This window comes from Finegoldia magna, assembly GCF_002243175.1.
GTDB lineage: Bacteria > Bacillota > Clostridia > Tissierellales > Peptoniphilaceae > Finegoldia > Finegoldia magna_J.
Map to the genome: position 1 here is coordinate 1 of NZ_NDYF01000010.1, position 19,375 is coordinate 19,375.

General features: G+C 28.5%; 18 protein-coding genes. 1 reads left to right on the forward strand and 17 read right to left on the reverse strand.

What is annotated here, in order from left to right; all coding sequences use genetic code 11:
* Positions 1-174: 174 nt before the first annotated feature.
* The 12 genes from rpsU to lepB all read right to left on the reverse strand — a co-directional run bounded on the left by rpsU (position 175) and on the right by lepB (position 12,024).
* Positions 175-354: a 30S ribosomal protein S21 gene (gene rpsU, locus B9N53_RS03235; protein ID WP_002836438.1), complete on the reverse strand. Its 180-nt coding sequence runs from the start codon at positions 352-354 to the stop codon at positions 175-177.
* A 94-nt stretch (positions 355-448) separates the two neighbouring features.
* Positions 449-784 (reverse strand): histidine triad nucleotide-binding protein, encoded by a 336-nt coding sequence (locus B9N53_RS03240; protein WP_094203655.1) that lies wholly within the window; start codon positions 782-784, stop codon positions 449-451.
* Positions 785-830: 46 nt separating this feature from the next.
* A complete protein-coding gene (gene mtaB, locus B9N53_RS03245) occupies positions 831-2,123 on the reverse strand; it encodes a tRNA (N(6)-L-threonylcarbamoyladenosine(37)-C(2))-methylthiotransferase MtaB (RefSeq protein ID WP_094203656.1) in 1,293 nt (430 codons plus the stop codon).
* On the reverse strand, positions 2,123-2,848 hold the full coding sequence (locus B9N53_RS03250) for an RsmE family RNA methyltransferase (RefSeq protein ID WP_094203657.1): 726 nt from the start codon (positions 2,846-2,848) through the stop codon (positions 2,123-2,125). Before B9N53_RS03250 ends, mtaB begins: the two co-directional genes overlap by 1 nt.
* On the reverse strand, positions 2,841-3,764 hold the full coding sequence (gene prmA / locus B9N53_RS03255) for a 50S ribosomal protein L11 methyltransferase (protein WP_094203658.1): 924 nt from the start codon (positions 3,762-3,764) through the stop codon (positions 2,841-2,843). Before prmA ends, B9N53_RS03250 begins: the two co-directional genes overlap by 8 nt.
* Positions 3,764-4,882 carry a molecular chaperone DnaJ gene (gene dnaJ / locus B9N53_RS03260; RefSeq protein ID WP_094203659.1) on the reverse strand — a complete coding sequence of 373 codons (1,119 nt, stop codon included), beginning with the start codon at positions 4,880-4,882 and terminating at the stop codon, positions 3,764-3,766. The genes prmA and dnaJ overlap by 1 nt, the downstream gene beginning before the upstream one ends.
* Positions 4,883-4,979: 97 nt before the next feature.
* Positions 4,980-6,806 carry a molecular chaperone DnaK gene (gene dnaK, locus B9N53_RS03265; RefSeq protein ID WP_094203660.1) on the reverse strand — a complete coding sequence of 609 codons (1,827 nt, stop codon included), beginning with the start codon at positions 6,804-6,806 and terminating at the stop codon, positions 4,980-4,982.
* 42 nt (positions 6,807-6,848) lie between these two features.
* Positions 6,849-7,409, reverse strand: a complete 561-nt coding sequence (locus B9N53_RS03270) for a nucleotide exchange factor GrpE (RefSeq protein WP_094203661.1) — start codon at positions 7,407-7,409, stop codon at positions 6,849-6,851.
* Positions 7,399-8,445: a heat-inducible transcriptional repressor HrcA gene (hrcA, locus tag B9N53_RS03275; protein WP_094203662.1), complete on the reverse strand. Its 1,047-nt coding sequence runs from the start codon at positions 8,443-8,445 to the stop codon at positions 7,399-7,401. The genes B9N53_RS03270 and hrcA overlap by 11 nt, the downstream gene beginning before the upstream one ends.
* 82 nt (positions 8,446-8,527) lie before the next feature.
* Complete coding sequence (gene hemW / locus B9N53_RS03280; protein ID WP_094203663.1) at positions 8,528-9,631, reverse strand: radical SAM family heme chaperone HemW; 1,104 nt, start codon at positions 9,629-9,631, stop codon at positions 8,528-8,530.
* Between the two features lie 47 nt (positions 9,632-9,678).
* Positions 9,679-11,490 (reverse strand): translation elongation factor 4, encoded by a 1,812-nt coding sequence (gene lepA / locus B9N53_RS03285; protein ID WP_094203664.1) that lies wholly within the window; start codon positions 11,488-11,490, stop codon positions 9,679-9,681.
* Between the two features lie 9 nt (positions 11,491-11,499).
* On the reverse strand, positions 11,500-12,024 hold the full coding sequence (lepB, locus tag B9N53_RS03290) for a signal peptidase I (RefSeq protein ID WP_094203665.1): 525 nt from the start codon (positions 12,022-12,024) through the stop codon (positions 11,500-11,502).
* Between the two features lie 122 nt (positions 12,025-12,146).
* On the opposite strand from lepB, the gene rpsT reads away from it, so the two are divergent.
* Positions 12,147-12,410, forward strand: coding sequence for a 30S ribosomal protein S20 (gene rpsT / locus B9N53_RS03295; RefSeq protein WP_002836452.1), 264 nt, complete (start codon positions 12,147-12,149; stop codon positions 12,408-12,410).
* A gap of 52 nt (positions 12,411-12,462) precedes the next feature.
* Here the strand turns inward: rpsT and holA are convergent, their stop codons facing one another.
* The 5 genes from holA to tpiA are packed head-to-tail and all read right to left on the reverse strand — an operon-like array spanning position 12,463 to position 19,374.
* Positions 12,463-13,461 carry a DNA polymerase III subunit delta gene (holA, locus tag B9N53_RS03300; RefSeq protein WP_094203666.1) on the reverse strand — a complete coding sequence of 333 codons (999 nt, stop codon included), beginning with the start codon at positions 13,459-13,461 and terminating at the stop codon, positions 12,463-12,465.
* On the reverse strand, positions 13,427-15,733 hold the full coding sequence (locus B9N53_RS03305) for a DNA internalization-related competence protein ComEC/Rec2 (RefSeq protein WP_094203667.1): 2,307 nt from the start codon (positions 15,731-15,733) through the stop codon (positions 13,427-13,429). The genes holA and B9N53_RS03305 overlap by 35 nt, the downstream gene beginning before the upstream one ends.
* A gap of 58 nt (positions 15,734-15,791) precedes the next feature.
* Positions 15,792-17,078 (reverse strand): phosphopyruvate hydratase, encoded by a 1,287-nt coding sequence (gene eno, locus B9N53_RS03310; protein ID WP_094203668.1) that lies wholly within the window; start codon positions 17,076-17,078, stop codon positions 15,792-15,794.
* 3 nt (positions 17,079-17,081) lie between these two features.
* Positions 17,082-18,629, reverse strand: a complete 1,548-nt coding sequence (gene gpmI, locus B9N53_RS03315) for a 2,3-bisphosphoglycerate-independent phosphoglycerate mutase (protein ID WP_094203669.1) — start codon at positions 18,627-18,629, stop codon at positions 17,082-17,084.
* On the reverse strand, positions 18,619-19,374 hold the full coding sequence (tpiA, locus tag B9N53_RS03320) for a triose-phosphate isomerase (protein ID WP_094203670.1): 756 nt from the start codon (positions 19,372-19,374) through the stop codon (positions 18,619-18,621). The genes gpmI and tpiA overlap by 11 nt, the downstream gene beginning before the upstream one ends.
* Position 19,375 lies beyond the last annotated feature (1 nt).

The following is a 19,375-nucleotide window of genomic DNA, read 5'->3' on the forward strand; positions in this document are numbered from 1 at the left end:
TCAGGCGTAACTATTTTATCATAGGAGGTTGTATTTTGCTTGAAGCTAAAGCTAATGTCTTCCACCTGCATAGCAGGTGGTTTTTTATTTCGCTCACTTCGTTCGCTCAACACACTTAAGTGTACAAATAAAAAAAGATTCCTATAAGGAATCTTTGATTAAATATCAATTTCATTAGAAATTTCTTTTTTTTCTTTTAGCTGCTTCAGATTTTTTCTTTTTCTTTACGCTAGGCTTTTCATAATGTTCTCTTTTTCTATATTCAGATAAAACTCCAGATCTAGCACATTGTCTTTTAAATCTTTTTATAGCATTATCTAATGATTCGTTTTCTCCTACTTTAATTTCTGACATGGTTTCCCTCCCCTCTTTATTGCAAGAATGCTCACAAAAGAGCAGAATTTATACCAAAATAGTATAACACAATTCTAATAAAATAACAATATTTTTATGGCCAGCTAAGTTTTTTCTTGCCTAACACGTGAAAATGCATGTGATGTACTGTTTGTCCACCATCTTCTCCACAGTTATTTACTATTCTATAGCCAGACTTATCAATATCGAACTCTTTTGCTAGTTTTGCAATTACTTCAAATATATGAGCAACTATTTGTGAATTTGATTCATCAATATCATTAGCACCAGAAATATGTTCTTTAGGAATAACTAAAAAATGTACTGGAGTAACAGGATTGATGTCGTGAAAAGCGTATACCAAATCATCCTCATATATTTTTTTAGAAGGTATTTCTCCATTAACTATTTTACAAAATACACAGTCCATGACTCGCCTCCGGTGTTATTATACCAAAAAATATTTAACTTTTCAATTATTCACACACAAGTTCTTCATTTTCTCTTCTATTGCATACAACGTCTATTATTTTATTAGAAAGATTTGGATTATATTCTCTTTTTACTCTTATATAATTTGTTGTATATCCTTTAATATATCCATCATCATTTTTTGATTCAAACAATACTTTTATTGGTTGATTTAACATATTATCTAAAAATTTGTCTGTATAATATTTTGATTTTTCTATTAGTAGTTTACTTCTCTCTTTTTTTACAACTCCAGATACTTGATTTTTCATTTTACTAGCTACAGTTCCTTTTCTGTTAGAATATTTAAACACATGTATTTTTGAAAATTGAATCTTATCAACGAAACTCAATGTTTGTTCGAAGTCTTCATCAGTTTCTCCAGGGAAACCAACTATTATATCTGTAGTAATAGCAGCATTTGGATAATATTCTCTTATTAAATTTATAGTTTTCTCATACAAATCTGTATCATATTTTCTATTCATAGATTCAAGTATTGAATCAGAACCGCTTTGCAAAGATAGATGGAAATGATCACAAAATTGTTCTACTTTACTTAATCTATCTAAAAATTGCTTGTCTACAATTCTTGGCTCTAATGAGCTCAATCTTATTCTCTTTATTTTATCAATTTGTCCGATATCTTCTATTACATCAATCAAACCAATATCATTATTATCTAAGTCTTTTCCGTATGATGCTACATGGATACCAGTCAGTACAATTTCTTTGAAACCATTATCTGCTAATCTTTTTGCTTCTAAAACAATATCTCTAATATTTCTAGAACGTATAGGTCCTCTCGCGTAAGGAATTATACAGTACGAACAAAATTGACTACAACCTTCTTGAATTTTAATATAAGCTCTTGTCATAGAATGTTCTGTATTTATAGTTAATTCTTCAAATTCTCTATTTTTACCTATATTTTCGACCTTGTTTATAATTTTATTAGATGATTGTGCTAGTTCACATAATTCTACGATTTCTTTTCGGTATTTTGTTCCGAGTATTACATTTACACCTTCAATATTTTCTATTTCATCAGGACTAACTTGAGAGTAACAACCTACAACAGCAATTATTGCATCACTGTTTTCAGATCTAATCTTAGATATTTGTTGTCGACTTTTTCTATCGGACAAATTTGTAACGGTACATGTATTAAGCACAAAAACATCACAATTATAGTCTTCAGTAATTTCATAACCATTTTTTACAAATAATTCAGCCATAGCCTCTGTTTCGTATTGATTAACTTTACAACCTAATGTTGAAAATTTTACTTTTTTCATTATTTTATATCTCCTAATTCATATTGAATAATACTCAAAGCACAAATTGGAGCTGTATCTGCGCGTAAAATTCTGTTTCCCAATGAAACTGATTTAAATCCTTTTGACTTTAAAACTTGTAAATTTTCATCAGATAATCCGCCTTCTGGTCCAATGAAAATATTAATATCTTTGTTATTTGAATTAGTTAACAAAGATTGGAAACTTTCAGTTTCATTTTCATAGAATACTAAATTTAAACAATTATTTTGAGTTGAAACTTTATTGATATTAATTAGTCCTTCAATTTCAGGGATAAATGTTCTCTTTGACTGTTTGGACGATTCTAGTGCTATTTTTTCAAATCTATTCTTTTTCTTAATCCACTTTTTTTCGTCTAATTTGACAACAGTTCGTTCTGTTTTTACAAATACGATTCTGTTTACTCCCAATTCAGTGGCTTTTTGTATGATATACTCATTTTTATCTGATTTAAGGATACATTGATACAAAGTAATGTTCAGAGGAGATTCATATTGAATGTTATCTTCATCTATTATTTTACAAATTATTTCATTGGGAGTAATATCTTCAATTTCAGTTACAAAAGTTGTATCTCCAATTACTTGATGAATCAAATCACCTTTTGTAAGTCTTAAAGAATTTTTGATATGATTATAATCTTCGCCTTTTATAATAATTTTATCATCTATCTTATCTTCGGGATTTCGAAAAGTCCTATACATTTTTAAACCTACTTATTACGCTAATCCATTCACCTTTTTCAGATATTTCTACAATTTCAAGGTTATTTTTTTCTAAAATATTTACAATGTTATCTCTTTGAGAATTGATCAATCCTGAGCAAATGAAAATGCCATCTTTTTCTAATGCTTTTGGCAAATCTGGAATTAAAATGTCTAACACGTTTAATAAAATATTAGCTATTACTACATCGTATTTTTTATCAACTTTATCTAATAGAGAGCCTTCTACAGCTTTGATATTAGATATTTTATTCAGTTGTGCATTATCTAATGTTGCTTCTACAGCTAATGGGTCAATATCTGTAGCAAAAACTTCTTTAGCACCTAATTTTGAAGAAGCTACAGAAAGTATTCCTGATCCACAACCAATGTCTAAAACACTCTTATTTTCTAGTTGCAGCTGTTGAAGTTGTTCAATGCATAAGTTTGTTGTTTCGTGGAGTCCTGTACCAAATGCCATTCCTGGATTAATTTCTAACACGGTGTGATCAGTTTCATCTATTTCAATCCAGCTAGGTTTTATAAGAATATTGCCAATATAAAATGGTTCGTAATACTTTTTCCATTCATTAGCCCAGTCCAAATCTTCAATTTCTTTGTTCTTACTAATTTGAACATCTATCTTGTTATTGATAGAGAATTCATTAATTTTTGCTTCAAATTCTTCATAATTTACTTTATCATCTTCGTAAAAAGCTTTAATGATGACATTATCATGTGGTGTAAAATCTTCGTCGTCTATAACCACCCAATAAGGTTGATTTTTCTTGAAATCTAAAACATCTTGATAATCATCTATTTGCAAATTTTCTATTCCTAGATCATATAGTATAGAACTTATGATTTCGTCATATCCTTTTGGACATTTAATATCAAAGCTTAGCCATTTTTCCATTATTCAAACATATCCTTTATTTTATCAAATATTGATTTCTTTTCATTTACATTTAATTCTTGATTCATACTTTCTGAAAATTCAATCAATTTTTCTTTTTGATCTTTATTTATTTTTTTAGGAACAATGATCTTAACAGTAAATAAGATGTCTCCTCTTGTATTAGAATTTAAATACGGAACCCCTTTTGATTTAAGTTTAAATGTTGTATTTGGTTGAGTTCCTTCTGGAAGTTCAAATTCTTCTATGCCATCTAAAGTTGGAACTTCAATTTTTGAACCAAGCACAGCCTGAGCATATGTGATAGGCATATCAAAAACAATATCATTATTAATTCTTCTGAAAAATTCATGTTCTCTAATCTTTATGATAACATATAAATCGCCTGGATTACCATTATTTTCGCCATCATTACCTTCACCCTTTACACTCATGATAGCTCCATTGTTTATTCCTTTAGGTATAGTAATGTTTATTGTTTTTCTTTGAACTTCGTATCCTTTACCTTTACAATTTTCACATTTTTCATCGATTACATAGCCTTCTCCATGACATTTATCACATTCAGATTGTTGTGTAAAAATTCCAAAAGGTGTTCTTTTAGTATCGTTTATGATTCCAGTACCATTACATTTATCGCATTTTCTCTTTTCTGTTCCTGGCTTTGCTCCATCGCCGTTACAAACATGACATTTTACCTTTTTCTTATATGAAATTTCTTTTTTGGTACCGTTAATTGAATCTTCAAAATCTATTTCCAGTTCAACTTGAATATTAGAGCCTTTTCTAGGGGCATTTGGATTTCTAGAATATGATCTAGAACTAAAACCACCAAATATATCACCGAAAAAATCACCAAATATATCAGAGATATCTGAGAATCCTCCACCTGATCCTTGATCAAATATTCTATCTCCGTACATATCGTATTTTTTTCTTTTTTCTTTATCGCCTAAAACCTCATATGCTCCGTTAATTTCTTTAAATTTATTTTCAGCTTCAGGATCACCACTGTTTATATCTGGATGATATTTTTTAGCTAATTTTCTATATGATTTTTTTATTTCTTCTTGAGTTGCGTTTTCATTAACCTCAAGTATTTCGTACAAATTTTTCATTATTCACCATCCTAATCTACTGACTTTTCTATTTTACTAAAAGATACAAAAAAATCAAGGGGTAAGAATTTTACCCCTTTTTAAGATTTTTTAGTTATTATTTATTTTCGTCATCATCTACAACTTCATAATCAGCATCTACAACATCATCATCTTTTTTAGATTCTTGTGAAGCTCCTGGTTGTTGAGCTGTGTTTTCATATAGTTTAGAACTTAATTTGTACATTTCTTGAGTTAATTCATCTGTTTTTGCTTTAATATCGTTGTTATCTCCTGAGTCTAGGATTGATTTTAAAGCTTCTACTTTTGAATTGATATCAGATCTTTCGGATTCTGAAACTTTGTCGCCTAAGTCTTTGATTGTCTTTTCAACTTGGTAAATTACAGATTCAGCGTTATTCTTTGTTTCAATAGTTTCTTTTTTATTTTTATCTTCTTCAGCGTACTTACTTGCTTCGTCAACTTTTCTCTTGATTTCTTCATCACTCATTTTAGTTGAAGAAGTAATTGTCATAGCTTGTTGTTTTCCAGATCCTAAATCTTTAGCACTTACATTTACAATACCATTCGCATCGATATCAAATGTTACTTCAATTTGAGGTACTCCTCTTGGGGCTGCAGGAATTTCAGTTAAGTTGAATTGTCCTAACAATGTATTGTCAGCTGCCATTTCTCTTTCGCCTTGTAGCACTTTGATTTCCACGGATGTTTGACCATCAGCTGCTGTTGTAAATACTTGAGATTTTTTAGTTGGGATTGTAGTGTTTCTTTCGATTAATTTTGTACATACTCCACCTAAAGTTTCGATACCTAATGATAGAGGTGTAACATCAAGTAACAATAAATCTTTTACTTCACCAGTTAATACACCACCTTGTAATGCTGCACCAATAGCAACACATTCATCTGGGTTAATATCTTTTTGTGGATTTTTACCTATTAATTTTTTTACAGCTTCTTGAACAGCTGGAATTCTTGTAGAACCACCAACTAATAATACTTTTTCTATATCATTGTGACTTAATCCAGCATCTTCTAGTGCTTGTCTTACTGGTTTTAAAGACTCCTCAACTAAGTCAGATGTTAATTCATCAAATTTGGATCTTGTGATATCCATGTTTAAGTGAACTGGAGTTCCATTTACTGCAGAAATAAATGGTAAGTTAACATTAGTAGAAACTCTTGTAGATAATTCTTTCTTAGCGTTTTCTGCTGCATCTTTAAGTCTTTGTTTTGAAGTAGCATCTTTTCTTAAATCTACACCATTTTGTTTCATGAATTCATCTGCAAGATAGTTTAATAATTTTTCGTCAAAATCATCTCCACCTAGTCTATTGTTACCACGTGTAGCTAATACTTCGAATACACCATCTCCAACTTCAAGGATTGAAACGTCGAATGTACCACCACCTAAGTCATAAACCATAACTTTGTGTTGATCAGTTTCTTTATCAATACCATAAGCCAATGCAGCTGCTGTTGGTTCGTTGATTATTCTTTTTACGTTTAATCCAGCAATCTTACCAGCGTTTTTTGTTGCTTGTCTTTGAGAGTCTGTAAAGTAAGCTGGGACAGTAATTACTGCTTCTGTAACTTCTTCTCCTAAATAACTTTCAGTGTCAGCTTTTAATTTTTGCAAAATCATTGCTGAAATTTCTTCTGGAGAATAATCTTTACCATCAATGTTTACTTTGTATTCAGTACCCATTTCTCTTTTAATTGATGTGATTGTTCTGTCTGGGTTTGTGATTGCTTGTCTTTTTGCTGTTTCACCAACTAATCTTTCACCATCTTTAGTGAATGCTACGATTGATGGAGTAGTTCTATTACCTTCTGAGTTTGGAACTATAACTGATTCTCCACCTTCCATAACTGCTACTGCTGAATTTGTTGTACCTAAATCAATACCTATTACTTTACTCATTATAAAATCCTCCTTTTAGATTTTTATCTATATTTAAAATTCTTATTTACTAACTTTGACCATTGCAGGTCTGATGCATTTGTTATTTAAAATATAACCTTTTTGAAATACTTCTAATATCATATCTGAACCCTTATCACTATCTTCAGTAATAACTGCATGATGGTAATTTGGATCAAATTTATCTGAACAATCTACTTCTTCCAACCCGAAATCTTTTAGTGATAGTAGAAGGTTGTCTCTAATTAATTCAACACCACTAGAAAACTCATCTTTTTCTTCTTTACTATCAATAGCTCTGTCTAAATCATCTATTATAGGTAGAATTTTCAAAATTAAAGATTCGTTGGCTAATTCAATAGACTGTTGTCTTTCTCTATTTGTTCTATTCTTATAATTAATAAAATCCGCTTGTAATCTTTTTAAAGAGTCTTTTAAATCCTCTATTTCAGTATTTACAACTTCATCATTATCCTTATCAACTTCTTCTTTTATTGACTCATTTTCATTTTTATTTAAATCTTCTTTTTCCAAGTTTTTATCTTCGTTTTTTAACTCTTCAGAAGATTGACTTTGTTTCAAATTTTCTTCATTATCTTTCATAATAATCCCCCCTAATAATTAATCCATTAATTCTTCTAGATAATTTAAACATAGCTTCTATCGAAAGCTCATAATTCATTCTCATAGGAGCAACAATAGCTATAACACCTATGTTATTTTTATTGAAGAAATAAGAACTCTTAATGATTGTGTTTTCAACAAGTGATTGTTCATTATTTTCATTTCCTACTTTAATGTCCAAGAAATTATCTGAAGAATTCAAAATATTCACTATTTTGTCTTTGTCTTCAAGGTATTCTATTATGCTTTTGACTTTGTCTAAGTCACTGTATTCACTATATTTGAAAATATTTGATAAACCTTCAACAGATACATACATTGAAGATAACTTATCTTTTTCATTTTCAATAATATCGGTAATTGCACCTTTAAAAAGATCATTATATTTATATTTTGAAGAAAATTCGTCTAAATTATCATAAACTTCATTTAGATTTTTCCCTAAAAAAAGTTTCTTCAATAGAAAATTAATCTTAATTAATTCATTTGGCTCTATGACTTGTTCTGATGAAATCACAGTATGATTTAAATCACCAGAATCATATAACGTTAATAAAACATAATTATATTCGCTAATTGGAAGTAACTCTATGTGAGATAAATGCATCCTATCTGATTTTTTTAACATAGAAATAACTGGATACTGAGTTATCTCAGAAATGAATTGAGAAGAAGATTTAATTAATTTCTCTGGTTCAACAATTCTTTCATAGGGTTTTCTTATAGACATTAATGAAGAACTAGAATCGTCAGTTTTATAGAGTTTGTCTAGGATATAATCCACATATAATCTGAAAGCTTTTTGAGATGGAATTCTTCCTGATGAAATATGAGATTGTACTAAATATCCTAAATCTCCTAAATCGCTCATCTCATTTCTGATAGTAGCTGGACTGAATCCTATATTATAATTCTTTGATAAAACTCGAGATCCAATTGGCTGAGCAGTCTTTATATAATTGTCTATAGTCGCGAGTAAGATATTAAATTTTCTTTGTGTTAAATTTTCATTCAAGACCTCACCTCTTTTTTTGTTAGCAACCTATTACCTTGAGTGATAATAAAATTATACACTACGTTTTCTACTGTGTCAAGTTTTATACTAAAATATCTATGAAAAAACTATTTGACACGAAAAAACCTTGATTTGTAAAGCATAAATGGTTATTATCTAAAGTTAATAATCCTCTATTAATCCAGTTATCAATTAATTTTTTGTTCTTAGCAGATAAATTTATTCCAAATTTATCTTGGTATACTTTTAAATCTAATCCTTCTTTTAATCTCATATTGGTTATTATGAATTCAAATTCTTTTTTTTCTAAATCAATTTTCTCAGAAAAACTAATAGGCTTTTCATTTTTCAAGATTTTTTTCTTATAATCTGGATAGAAAAACTCATTAGTGTATCTGTGTTGATTTAAATAACCGGAGGAAGATAAACCAAATCCATAATAATTTTCGTCTTTCCAGTAAATCTTGTTGTGAATTGATTCAAATTTATCTTTTGCAAAATTAGAAATTTCGTAATGTTTGTATTTTTCTAAACCATTACAAATCTTTAAATACATTTCGTATTCTTTATCATCATTTCGATTTATGTCATCATATTCTTTGTAAAATTTTGTTCCCGGTTCTAAAATCATGTTATACCACGACACATGATTTGGGTTGAGTTTTCTTATATAATTAAGATCGTTGTCTAGAGATTCCAAAGTTTGATTTGGAAATCCAAATATTAAATCAATTGAAATATTATCAATGTAATTTCTAATAATTTCAAATGACTTTAAAACATCTGATACTTTGTGCCCTCTTCCTAAAAATTTGTTGTACTGATCATTAAATGATTGAACTCCCAATGATATTCTATCTATACCAATTTTTTTATAGTTTTCTATTTTTTCTTTTGTGACGAACTCTGGATTGCATTCAATAGTAAATTCCTTTAATTGTAAATTAAAACACCTATCTATTAAGTTGTAGATTTTTTCAATATATTTAGAATCCACAAGATTTGGTGTTCCTCCTCCTATATAAATTGTATCTATTATGTCATTAGGATTTTTGTACATATTTATTTCTTTTTGTAATAAATCAAAGTATTCATCAACTCTTTGATATTGTTTCGTCATTGTTGAAAAATCACAATAGTTACACTTATAATCACAAAAAGGTATGTGAACATAGATTCCTTTCATAACTCCTCCTATAAAAATAAGCCAAACTTTCGCTTGGCTTAACAAATTTAATTTCCTTCATCGTATTTTAATACGGATAAGAAAGCTTCTTGAGGAACGTCTACACTACCGACAGATCTCATTCGCTTTTTACCTTCTTTTTGTTTTTCTAATAGTTTACGCTTTCTAGTTATATCTCCGCCATAACATTTAGCAAGTACATCTTTTCTGTATGCTTTTATAGTTTCTCTTGCGATTATTTTATTTCCTATTGCAGCTTGTACAGGAATTACAAATTGATGTCTTGGTATTTCATCTTTAAGCTTTGTTACAATTTTTCTTGCTCTTTCATAAGCTAAATCTTCGTGAACAATCAGTGTTAATGCGTCAACTTTTTCTGAATTAATCATTATTTCAAGTTTAATTAAATCAGATTTTTCATAACCAATTAATTCATAATCCAAAGATGCGTATCCTCTTGTTTTTGATTTTAAAGCATCATAGAAATCATAAATCACTTCATTTAATGGTAATTTGTATTTTATTGTTACTCTTTTTTCGTCAAGGTAAGTCATGTCTATGAAAGTTCCTCTTTTCCCTTGACAAAGTTCCATAATTACACCGACATAATCTGTTGGAGTCATGATTTCTGCATGGACAACAGGTTCTTCAACATAATCAATTTCAGTTTCCTTAGGGAAATTTGTAGGATTTTGTATTTCTACTTCAGTTCCATCTTTTTTATGAACTTTATATATTACACTTGGTGCAGTAGCAATGATATCTAAGTCAAATTCTCTATCTAATCTTTCTTGAATAATTTCCATGTGTAACAACCCTAAAAATCCACATCTCAATCCAAAACCTAGTGCGATTGATGTTTCATTTTCAAATGTCAAAGCTGCGTCATTAACTTGAAGCTTTTCTAGTGCATCTCTTACAGAATTGAAATCTTCACCTTCAGCAGGATAAATACCACAATAAACCATTGGTGTAACTTGCTTATATCCCTCGAGAGGTTTATCCACAGGATTACGTTTATCTGTTATAGTGTCACCTACTCTAGCATCTTTTACATTTTTGATACTGCAGACAACATATCCTACATCTCCAGCGCTAATTTCATCTGTGCTTATCATTCCGGAAGATGTGTAACCACATTCTGTAACTTCAAAGGATTTGTTAGTAGACATCATTAAAATTTCTGATCCTGGCTTTATACAACCATCAAAAACTCTGACATAAACGACAACCCCTTTATAAAAATCATAATATGAATCAAATATTAATGCCTTTAAAGGTTTATTTTCGTCCCCAACTGGAGCAGGAACATTGTTTACTATGTCTTCTAATACATCTACGATATTTATTCCTTCTTTTGCAGATACTGCAGGAACATTTTCAGCATCTAATCCAATAATATCTTCTATTTCCTTTTTTGCAAAATCAATGTCGGCACTTGGTAAATCTATTTTATTTATTACAGGCAAAATTTCTAAATTTTGGTCGATAGCCAAGTATACATTTCCTAATGTTTGAGCCTCAACACCTTGCGTTGCATCAACAATTAAAACTGCACCTTCACAAGCTTTTAATGACCTACTTACTTCATAAGTAAAGTCAACATGACCTGGTGTATCTATTAAATTCAGATTGTATACATTACCATCTTTAGCCTTATAAGATAATTTAATGGCTTTTAATTTGATTGTTATACCTCTTTCGCGTTCCAAATCCATCGAATCTAAAACTTGTTCGCTCATTTCTCTATGAGTAAGCATACCAGTCTCTTCAATCAATCTATCAGCTAATGTTGACTTACCGTGATCTATGTGTGCAATTATTGAAAAATTTCTTATGTATTTTTTATCGTGTTTCATTTAAATCTCCTAAATCGAACCAATTTTATCAACAGGATATAACCTAAAAAAAACAACACCGATTATCGAATCTTTATTAATAGGTCCGATGTACCTGCTGTCATTATAATTATCTAGTTCTCTATCATCATTTATAACAAAATATTCATCTTTACTTAAAACCCATTTATTATTGTTTAATTTTTTTGACTGTTGCAATAAAATATAGGGTTCATATATTCTTTTTCCGTTAACAAAAATATCATCATTTATAATTTCCACTGAATCTTTAGGCATTGCAATTACCCTTGCAATACTAGATTCTGAATTTTTCTCATCATAATACTTAACTATATCAGTTTTTTTAATGTATCCTGTTATTTTATTTAATTTATTAATAAGAACAAAATCTCCAGAAGTTAAAGTGGGACTCATATTTGATGATTTTACTATTTGTGTTTCTAAAATAAAAGTTTTTATTACGAAACATACTACTAAAGCTATAAATATTGCAAATAGCAAATTTGAAAACTTACTATCTAAAAATTTCTTCATACTATCACCATTCTTTACCAACCTATTATAACATAATTTACAATTAATGTTCTAGATTACTTGAAATAATTAATTCTATAGTGTATAATAATAACACTGTTCAAAAATAAAGGAGGGATATTATGGCAAATATTAAATCAGCAATTAAAAGAATTGATGTAACTAAACTTGAAACAGCTAGAAATAAATCTAAAAAATCAGCTATCAAAACTTTCATAAAGAAATTTGAAGCAGCTGTTGAAAAAAACGATAAAGAAGACGCTACTAAATTATTTAATTTAGCAACTAAAAAGATTGACCAAGCTGCAAGTAAGAACACAATTTCTAAAAACAGTGCAGCTAAAAAAATTAGCAGAATGGCTAAGGAATTAAACAAATTAGCATAAAATAATGTAAAGGATCCATTACATTATTTAAAGGTTGAAGTAAATTCAACCTTTATTTTTTTGCTAAGATTTCGCAAATACTGTTTTCTATATAATACTTAGAATTTAACGTATTTGTTTTTAATGTAGTTTCTATTTCATACATTTTATGAATAGCAAATCTTAACTGGTCATATCTCCAATTTTTCACAAAACTTTGAACTTTATTTAATTCGTATGATGATATTTTTACTCTCTTTGTAATTTCACTTTGCGATACTTTTAAACGTAGAAGTTCTTTTATATATAATAAATTTCTAAACAATCTAATTACCATGTGAAGTGTTTTAAAAGTATCTGATGTGTCATTTATAAGTAAATTTAAGTAATATATCGTTTTAGATAAATCTTTTGATGCTATTGAATCTGTTAGATCAAAAATATTTTTATCATACTGATTTATAAGAGAATTCAAATCATGTTCTGTTATTTCATCTTTCTCTAAGTTTCTAAACTTATCTAATTCATTATTAACATCAATTAATGTCTTTTCAGAATTTTTTATAAGATAAAGTGAATATTCAATGAAAACATTAACGATGTTATTATTAATCTTCTTCCCTTTTAGGTAATTTATTATATAGGCTTTTAATTGATTTCTGTTTAACTTATTGAATTCAATATCTGAGCCATATTTTGTTATTTCTTTTAAAAATTTAGACTTAAATACATTACCGTATGATGTCATTATAATTAACGTATACTCTGGAATATCTTTTATATAAGGTAATAATTTATCAATACTTTCCTTGTTTTTTGAAATTCCTGTTTTACTTAAATCTACATCATCGATTAAAATGAGTCTTTTATCAGTAAACATAGGAATTGTTTCAGATGAACTATAGACTTTTTCGAAATCTGACAATTCATACTCATCAAAACTTTGAGCATTGTAGTGTTCTTTTATTAATGACAAATATTTTTCTATATAAAACTTTTCTTCTCCGTGAATTAAAATTAGATTGGATAACAAATTATTATCTAATTTTTGTTTCGCCAATGAAAAATCCATCTTTTGCTCCTCTATTCTTAAAATAAATTAATACGAAAATTGTTGTAATAATTGAATTTTGTTCTTTAATTATAAAATTTAAAATTGAATATCTATCCCTATTAGATCTTATTGTATTAAATATCTTGCTTGAGACAATCTCAATGTTTCCATCTTTATCAGTTCTTTTAACTGGAATATTTAGTTTATTTAAATTATCTAGTGTTTGATGATGAGGGTGTCCATAATCGTTTCTTCGACCTACTGAAATAATAGATAATTTGGGATTAACCTTTTTTAAGAAATTTAAATCTGAACTGTTTTTACTTCCGTGATGAGAGATTTTCAATATATCAGATGTTATATCTTCATTTAAAATATTTCTTTCATATTCTCCAGAAATGTCTCCTGTGATTAGTAATGAAATATCATTAACATATACTTTGTAAACTATAGATTTATCGTTCTCTTCATCACTTATGGGTTTATCAATTACTTTGATATAAACATTTCCAATTTTTATTAATTGATTATCTTGCAAATTTACGTAATGGTTATTTTGATTATACTTGCTTCTTAATACTTTTTCTCCATTAGTTCTAGATAAAACTATTGGATTGTAAGACTTATTGATATCAATTAGATTCTTACTATGATCTTCATCAAAATGTGTCAAGAATATATAATCAAGACTATTTAAACCTATTTTATTAAGATATTCTACAAGGTAAGTTCCGGATTTATCTTCTGATTTGTAAGAACCTCCAGTATCTATCATAAAATTTTTAAAATATTGTCTTGCAAGTAAGCAATCACCTTGACCAATATCCACAAAGTTTATAGTAGTAATGGGATTAAGGATATTTAAAATTACTGGCATTATTACGCTTATCAAGAACATATTTTTTAAGGTTTGTTTATTAAAGTCGTTTAAAGTTATAATGTAATGTCTGTTATAAATTGCAAATATTATTATATAATAAACTATTATCATCAAAAGGGAAAAGCTCATAAAACTATGAATTTGTACATTAAATGAATCAATTGTAATGAAGATATAATTTATAATTTTTAAACAAAATTTAATGAGCTGAACAAATACATAATTAAAGCTATTAGGTATTAAAAGTACAATAGCCGATAATTGAATGATGAGTGTAAAAATAGGCAAAATAATAGTATTTCCAACGATAAATCCAAATGTAAATTCATTAAAAAATCTCAGCTGTATTGGCAATATTATTATATAAACTAAAGTGGAAAGCATCAAATAATTACGTACTTTTCTATTTTGCTTTTTGAATTTTGGATATAAATATAGTATTGTAAATGTTGCTAAAAATGAAAAAATGAATCCGACATCAAATAGATTATATGGATTCATAAGCAAAATTACGATAGCTGCAATAATTAGATTATTTAAATTATACCAATCTATCTGCATTTGATTAGATAATTCCACTATAAATAACATAATAAATGCTCTAACTATAGATGAAGGTAGACCTACTGCATATCCATAAATTGCAATGAGAAACAAAGATAACCAAGAAATAATTTTTCTGTTAATCTTAAAAATACCAAATAATTTATTAAAAATGGTGTATAGAATAATAATATGTAGACCACTTATCGCGAATACATGACTTATTCCTAATACTTTAACATCATTTGTGTAATCTTCACTCAAGAAATTAAATCCTGTAAATATAGACTTTAATACAGAAGATTCATTTTCGTTAAAATTAGAATCTAATTTAAAAACTATGTGGTTTAAAATTTTACTTCTAATTCTTAATAAATGTGAGTTAGATTTTCCTATTATATCAGGATCAGTTCTACAGTATATATCTCCATATATGTTGTTTTTTAGTAAATAAAATTTATAGTTAAACATATATGGATTACCATTTGTATATGCTTTATTAACTTTTGATCTTATATTAACTATATCACCAATATTCAAATCTCTTTTAGTTGTTAATAAAAATTTTACATTATTTTGATTAGTGACTTTTACAATGTACTTTTTATTGGATCTGTTTTTATTGATAACTACAGCATTAATATCTACAAATTCATTATCTTTAATATTTTTGTAATTATCATTAATAATGTTTAAATGAAAAATAGTCAGAAATAATACTAACAGTGAGACAATAAGTTTCTTCTTATCTTTAAAGAGAAGCAATCCTGTAACCACTACATCAACTGCTATAAAAATTGGATTGAAATATATGTATAAAATTGTTGTTAAAATTATCTGTATTAATATTAATGTAGTGATTAGCATTTTACACCTAATTAATAGGAATCACAGCTAATAATCGCTGTGATTCCATGTATTTTCATTATTTGCTTAAATTGTAAAAAGTTTTTATTCCATCATATACTGCAGTAGATTCTAGCATATCTTCAATTCTTAATAATTGATTATATTTACAGATTCTGTCAGTTCTTGAAGTTGAGCCAGTCTTAATTTGGCCAGCATTAGTAGCGACAGCAACATCAGCAATAGTTGTATCTTCAGTTTCTCCGGATCTGTGAGATATTACAGCTGTATATCCATGTCTTTTCGCTAGTTCTATTGCATCAAGAGTTTCTGTTAAAGTTCCGATTTGATTTAATTTTATTAAAATGGAATTGCATACTCCCATTTCAATACCTTTTTGTAATCTCTTAACATTTGTAACAAATAAATCATCACCAACTAATTGAATTTTAGATCCTAATTCTTTAGTTAGTTTCTTCCAACCATCCCAATCGTCTTCAGCTAATCCGTCTTCAATAGAAATAATAGGATATTTTTCAACTAAGTTTTTGTAATATTCAATCATTTCATCGCTAGTTCTTACTGCATTATCCCCAGCCATATTGTATTTACCATCTTCATAAAATTCACTAGCTGCAGCATCTATAGCAATCATTACATCTTTTCCTGGTTCATATCCAGCTTTTTTAATAGCTTCAACTATAGTTTGTAAAGCTTCTTCGTTAGATTCAAGATTTGGTGCAAAACCACCTTCATCTCCAACAGCAGTATTTAATTTTCTAGACTTTAATACATTTTTTAAATTATGAAATACTTCAGTACCAATTCTTAAAGATTCTTTGAAGTTATCTCCACCTACAGGCATAATCATAAATTCTTGAATGTCAACATTATTATCAGCGTGTTGTCCACCGTTTAAAATGTTCATCATTGGTACAGGTAAAGTCTTACCGTTTACTCCACCTATATATTCAAATAATCTTTGTCCATTTTCATCTGCAGCAGCTTTTGCAACAGCTAAAGAAACACCTAAAATAGCATTTGCACCAAGTCTAGATTTATTTTCAGTGCCATCTAATTCTATTAGATAATTATCTATTCCAACTTGATCAAATACATCCCAACCTACTAATTCATCTGCTATTTCTAAGTTTACATTATCAACGGCAGTTTCTACGCCTTTTCCTAAAAATCTTTTTTCATCATTGTCTCTTAATTCTACAGCTTCGTGTACTCCAGTAGAAGCACCTGAAGGAACTATAGCTGATCCCATTGCTCCTGCTTCAGTATAAACTTCAACTTCAACTGTAGGATTTCCCCTAGAATCTAAAACTTCTCTTGCATAAATGTCAATTATTGAGCTCATTATTTATTCTCCTTTTTTAATTAAAGATTTACCTGTCATTTCTGAAGGCTTATCTATTTTCATCAATTCTAAAATTGTTGGTGCTATATCAGCTAAAATACCATTATTCAACTCGATATCCTTGTCAGGATATTCTATAAAAGGCACCGGATTAGTTGTATGTGCTGTGAATGGCCCACCTGTCATTTCATCAATCAAATATTCACTATTCCCATGATCAGCAGTTATCAATGCATGATAATTTCCGTTTTTATCTATAGCTCGTAATATTTCCTCTAAACATTTATCAACGGTTTCAACGGCTATCTTATCCGCGGAAATTACACCAGTATGACCAACCATATCTGAATTTGCAAAGTTTAATATTATTAAATCGTAAATATCTTTATTAATAACATCAACAACATGATTTTTAACTTCAACAGCACTCATCTCTGGCTTAAGATCGTAAGTTGATACTTTTGGAGATGGAACTAGTATCCTATCTTCATTTTCGAATTCTTTTTCGATACCGCCATTAAAGAAAAATGTTACATGTGCATATTTTTCTGTTTCTGCAATTCTTAATTGCTTTAATCCGTTTTCAGAAATAATTTGTCCTAATACATTATTATACCCTTGTTTTGGATAAGCTATTTGTACATTTTTGATAGTTTTATCGTATTCTGTCATTGTTACAAATGAAATACCTTTGTATTTTGTTCTTTTAAAACCATCAAAATCATCGTCTACAAAAGCTCTTGTAAGTTGTCTTGCTCTATCTGGTCTGAAATTAAAGAATATAAAAGAATCTTCATCTTCTACTTTTGTTACGTTATTATTCTCATCGACTATTGAACAAGGTTCAATAAATTCATCAGTGATATTTTTATCATAACTATCTTGTAAATATTTTATTACATCATTACTTTTATTTCCCACACCATTAGTAATACAATTATATGCTTTTTCTACTCTGTCCCATCTCTTGTCTCTATCCATTGCATAATAACGACCACTAATAGATCCAATTTTACCTACACCAATTTCTTTTATATCATCTTGTAATTTTTGTAAATCATTTTTTGCAGATGTTGGTGAGACGTCTCTTCCATCTGTAAAACAATGTACTACTACATTATAAAAATCTAATTTTTTGCACATTTTAAGGATTGCTACAAGGTGGTCATAATGAGAATGAACTCCACCAAAAGAAACTAATCCTAGTAGATGTAGTTTTTTATTTTTTTCTTTAGTTTTTAAAATGATATTTTTTAAAACTTCATTTTCATAAAATTTTCCAGATTCTATGTCATTAGTAATTTTACTTAAATCTTGATAAATTATTCTACCAGAACCAATATTCATGTGTCCTACTTCTGAATTTCCCATTTGACCTGCGGGAAGACCTACTTCATTTCCTGAAGCAATCAATTGTGAATTTGGATATTCACTCATTAGTCTGTCAAAAGTTGGAGTATCAGCTAATTTAATAACATTTCCTGGATAGTCCTTGCCTAATCCCCAACCATCTAAGATTATAAGAATTAATTTGTCTTTTTTATTTTCCATAATTAATTAGTTTAGAAAAACTTTCTGCTTCTAAACTTGCACCCCCTACTAAAGCTCCATCAATGTCTTCTTTTGACATAATATCAGTTACATTTTCAGGTTTTACACTTCCACCATATTGTATTCTTATTGAATCAGCCAGATCTTTGCTATACATCTCTGCCAATAAATTTCTTATAAAGTTACACATTGATTGTGCATCTTCACTTGAAGCTGTTTTACCAGTTCCAATAGCCCATATTGGCTCATAAGCGATTACAAGTTTGGATTTTAAATCTTGTTCGCTTATTCCTTTTAAGTCTGATCTTATTTGTGATTCTACAATTTTTTCGTGATTGTTAGATTCTCTTTGTTCTAAGTTTTCTCCGCAGCAAAGTATTGGCTTAAGATTGTGATTTAAAGCTGATATTATTTTCTTATTTAATAGTTCGTCATCTTCTTTGAATATTGTTCTTCTTTCAGAATGACCAATTATAACATAGTCAACTCCTAAATCTTTCAGCATGTTCGGAGAAATTTCTCCTGTAAATGCACCACTATCTTCGAAATACATATTTTGTGCTCCAGTAGAAATATTTGTATCTTTTAAAGCTTCTGTAAGAGTTTTTAGTGATGTAAATGGAGATATTATACAAGCTTCTACATTATCAGAAATTTCGAAATTCTTTAAATCATTTAGAAACTGCTTAGTTCCTCCATCTGTCATATTCATTTTCCAGTTTCCTGCAATTAATGGTTTTCTCATA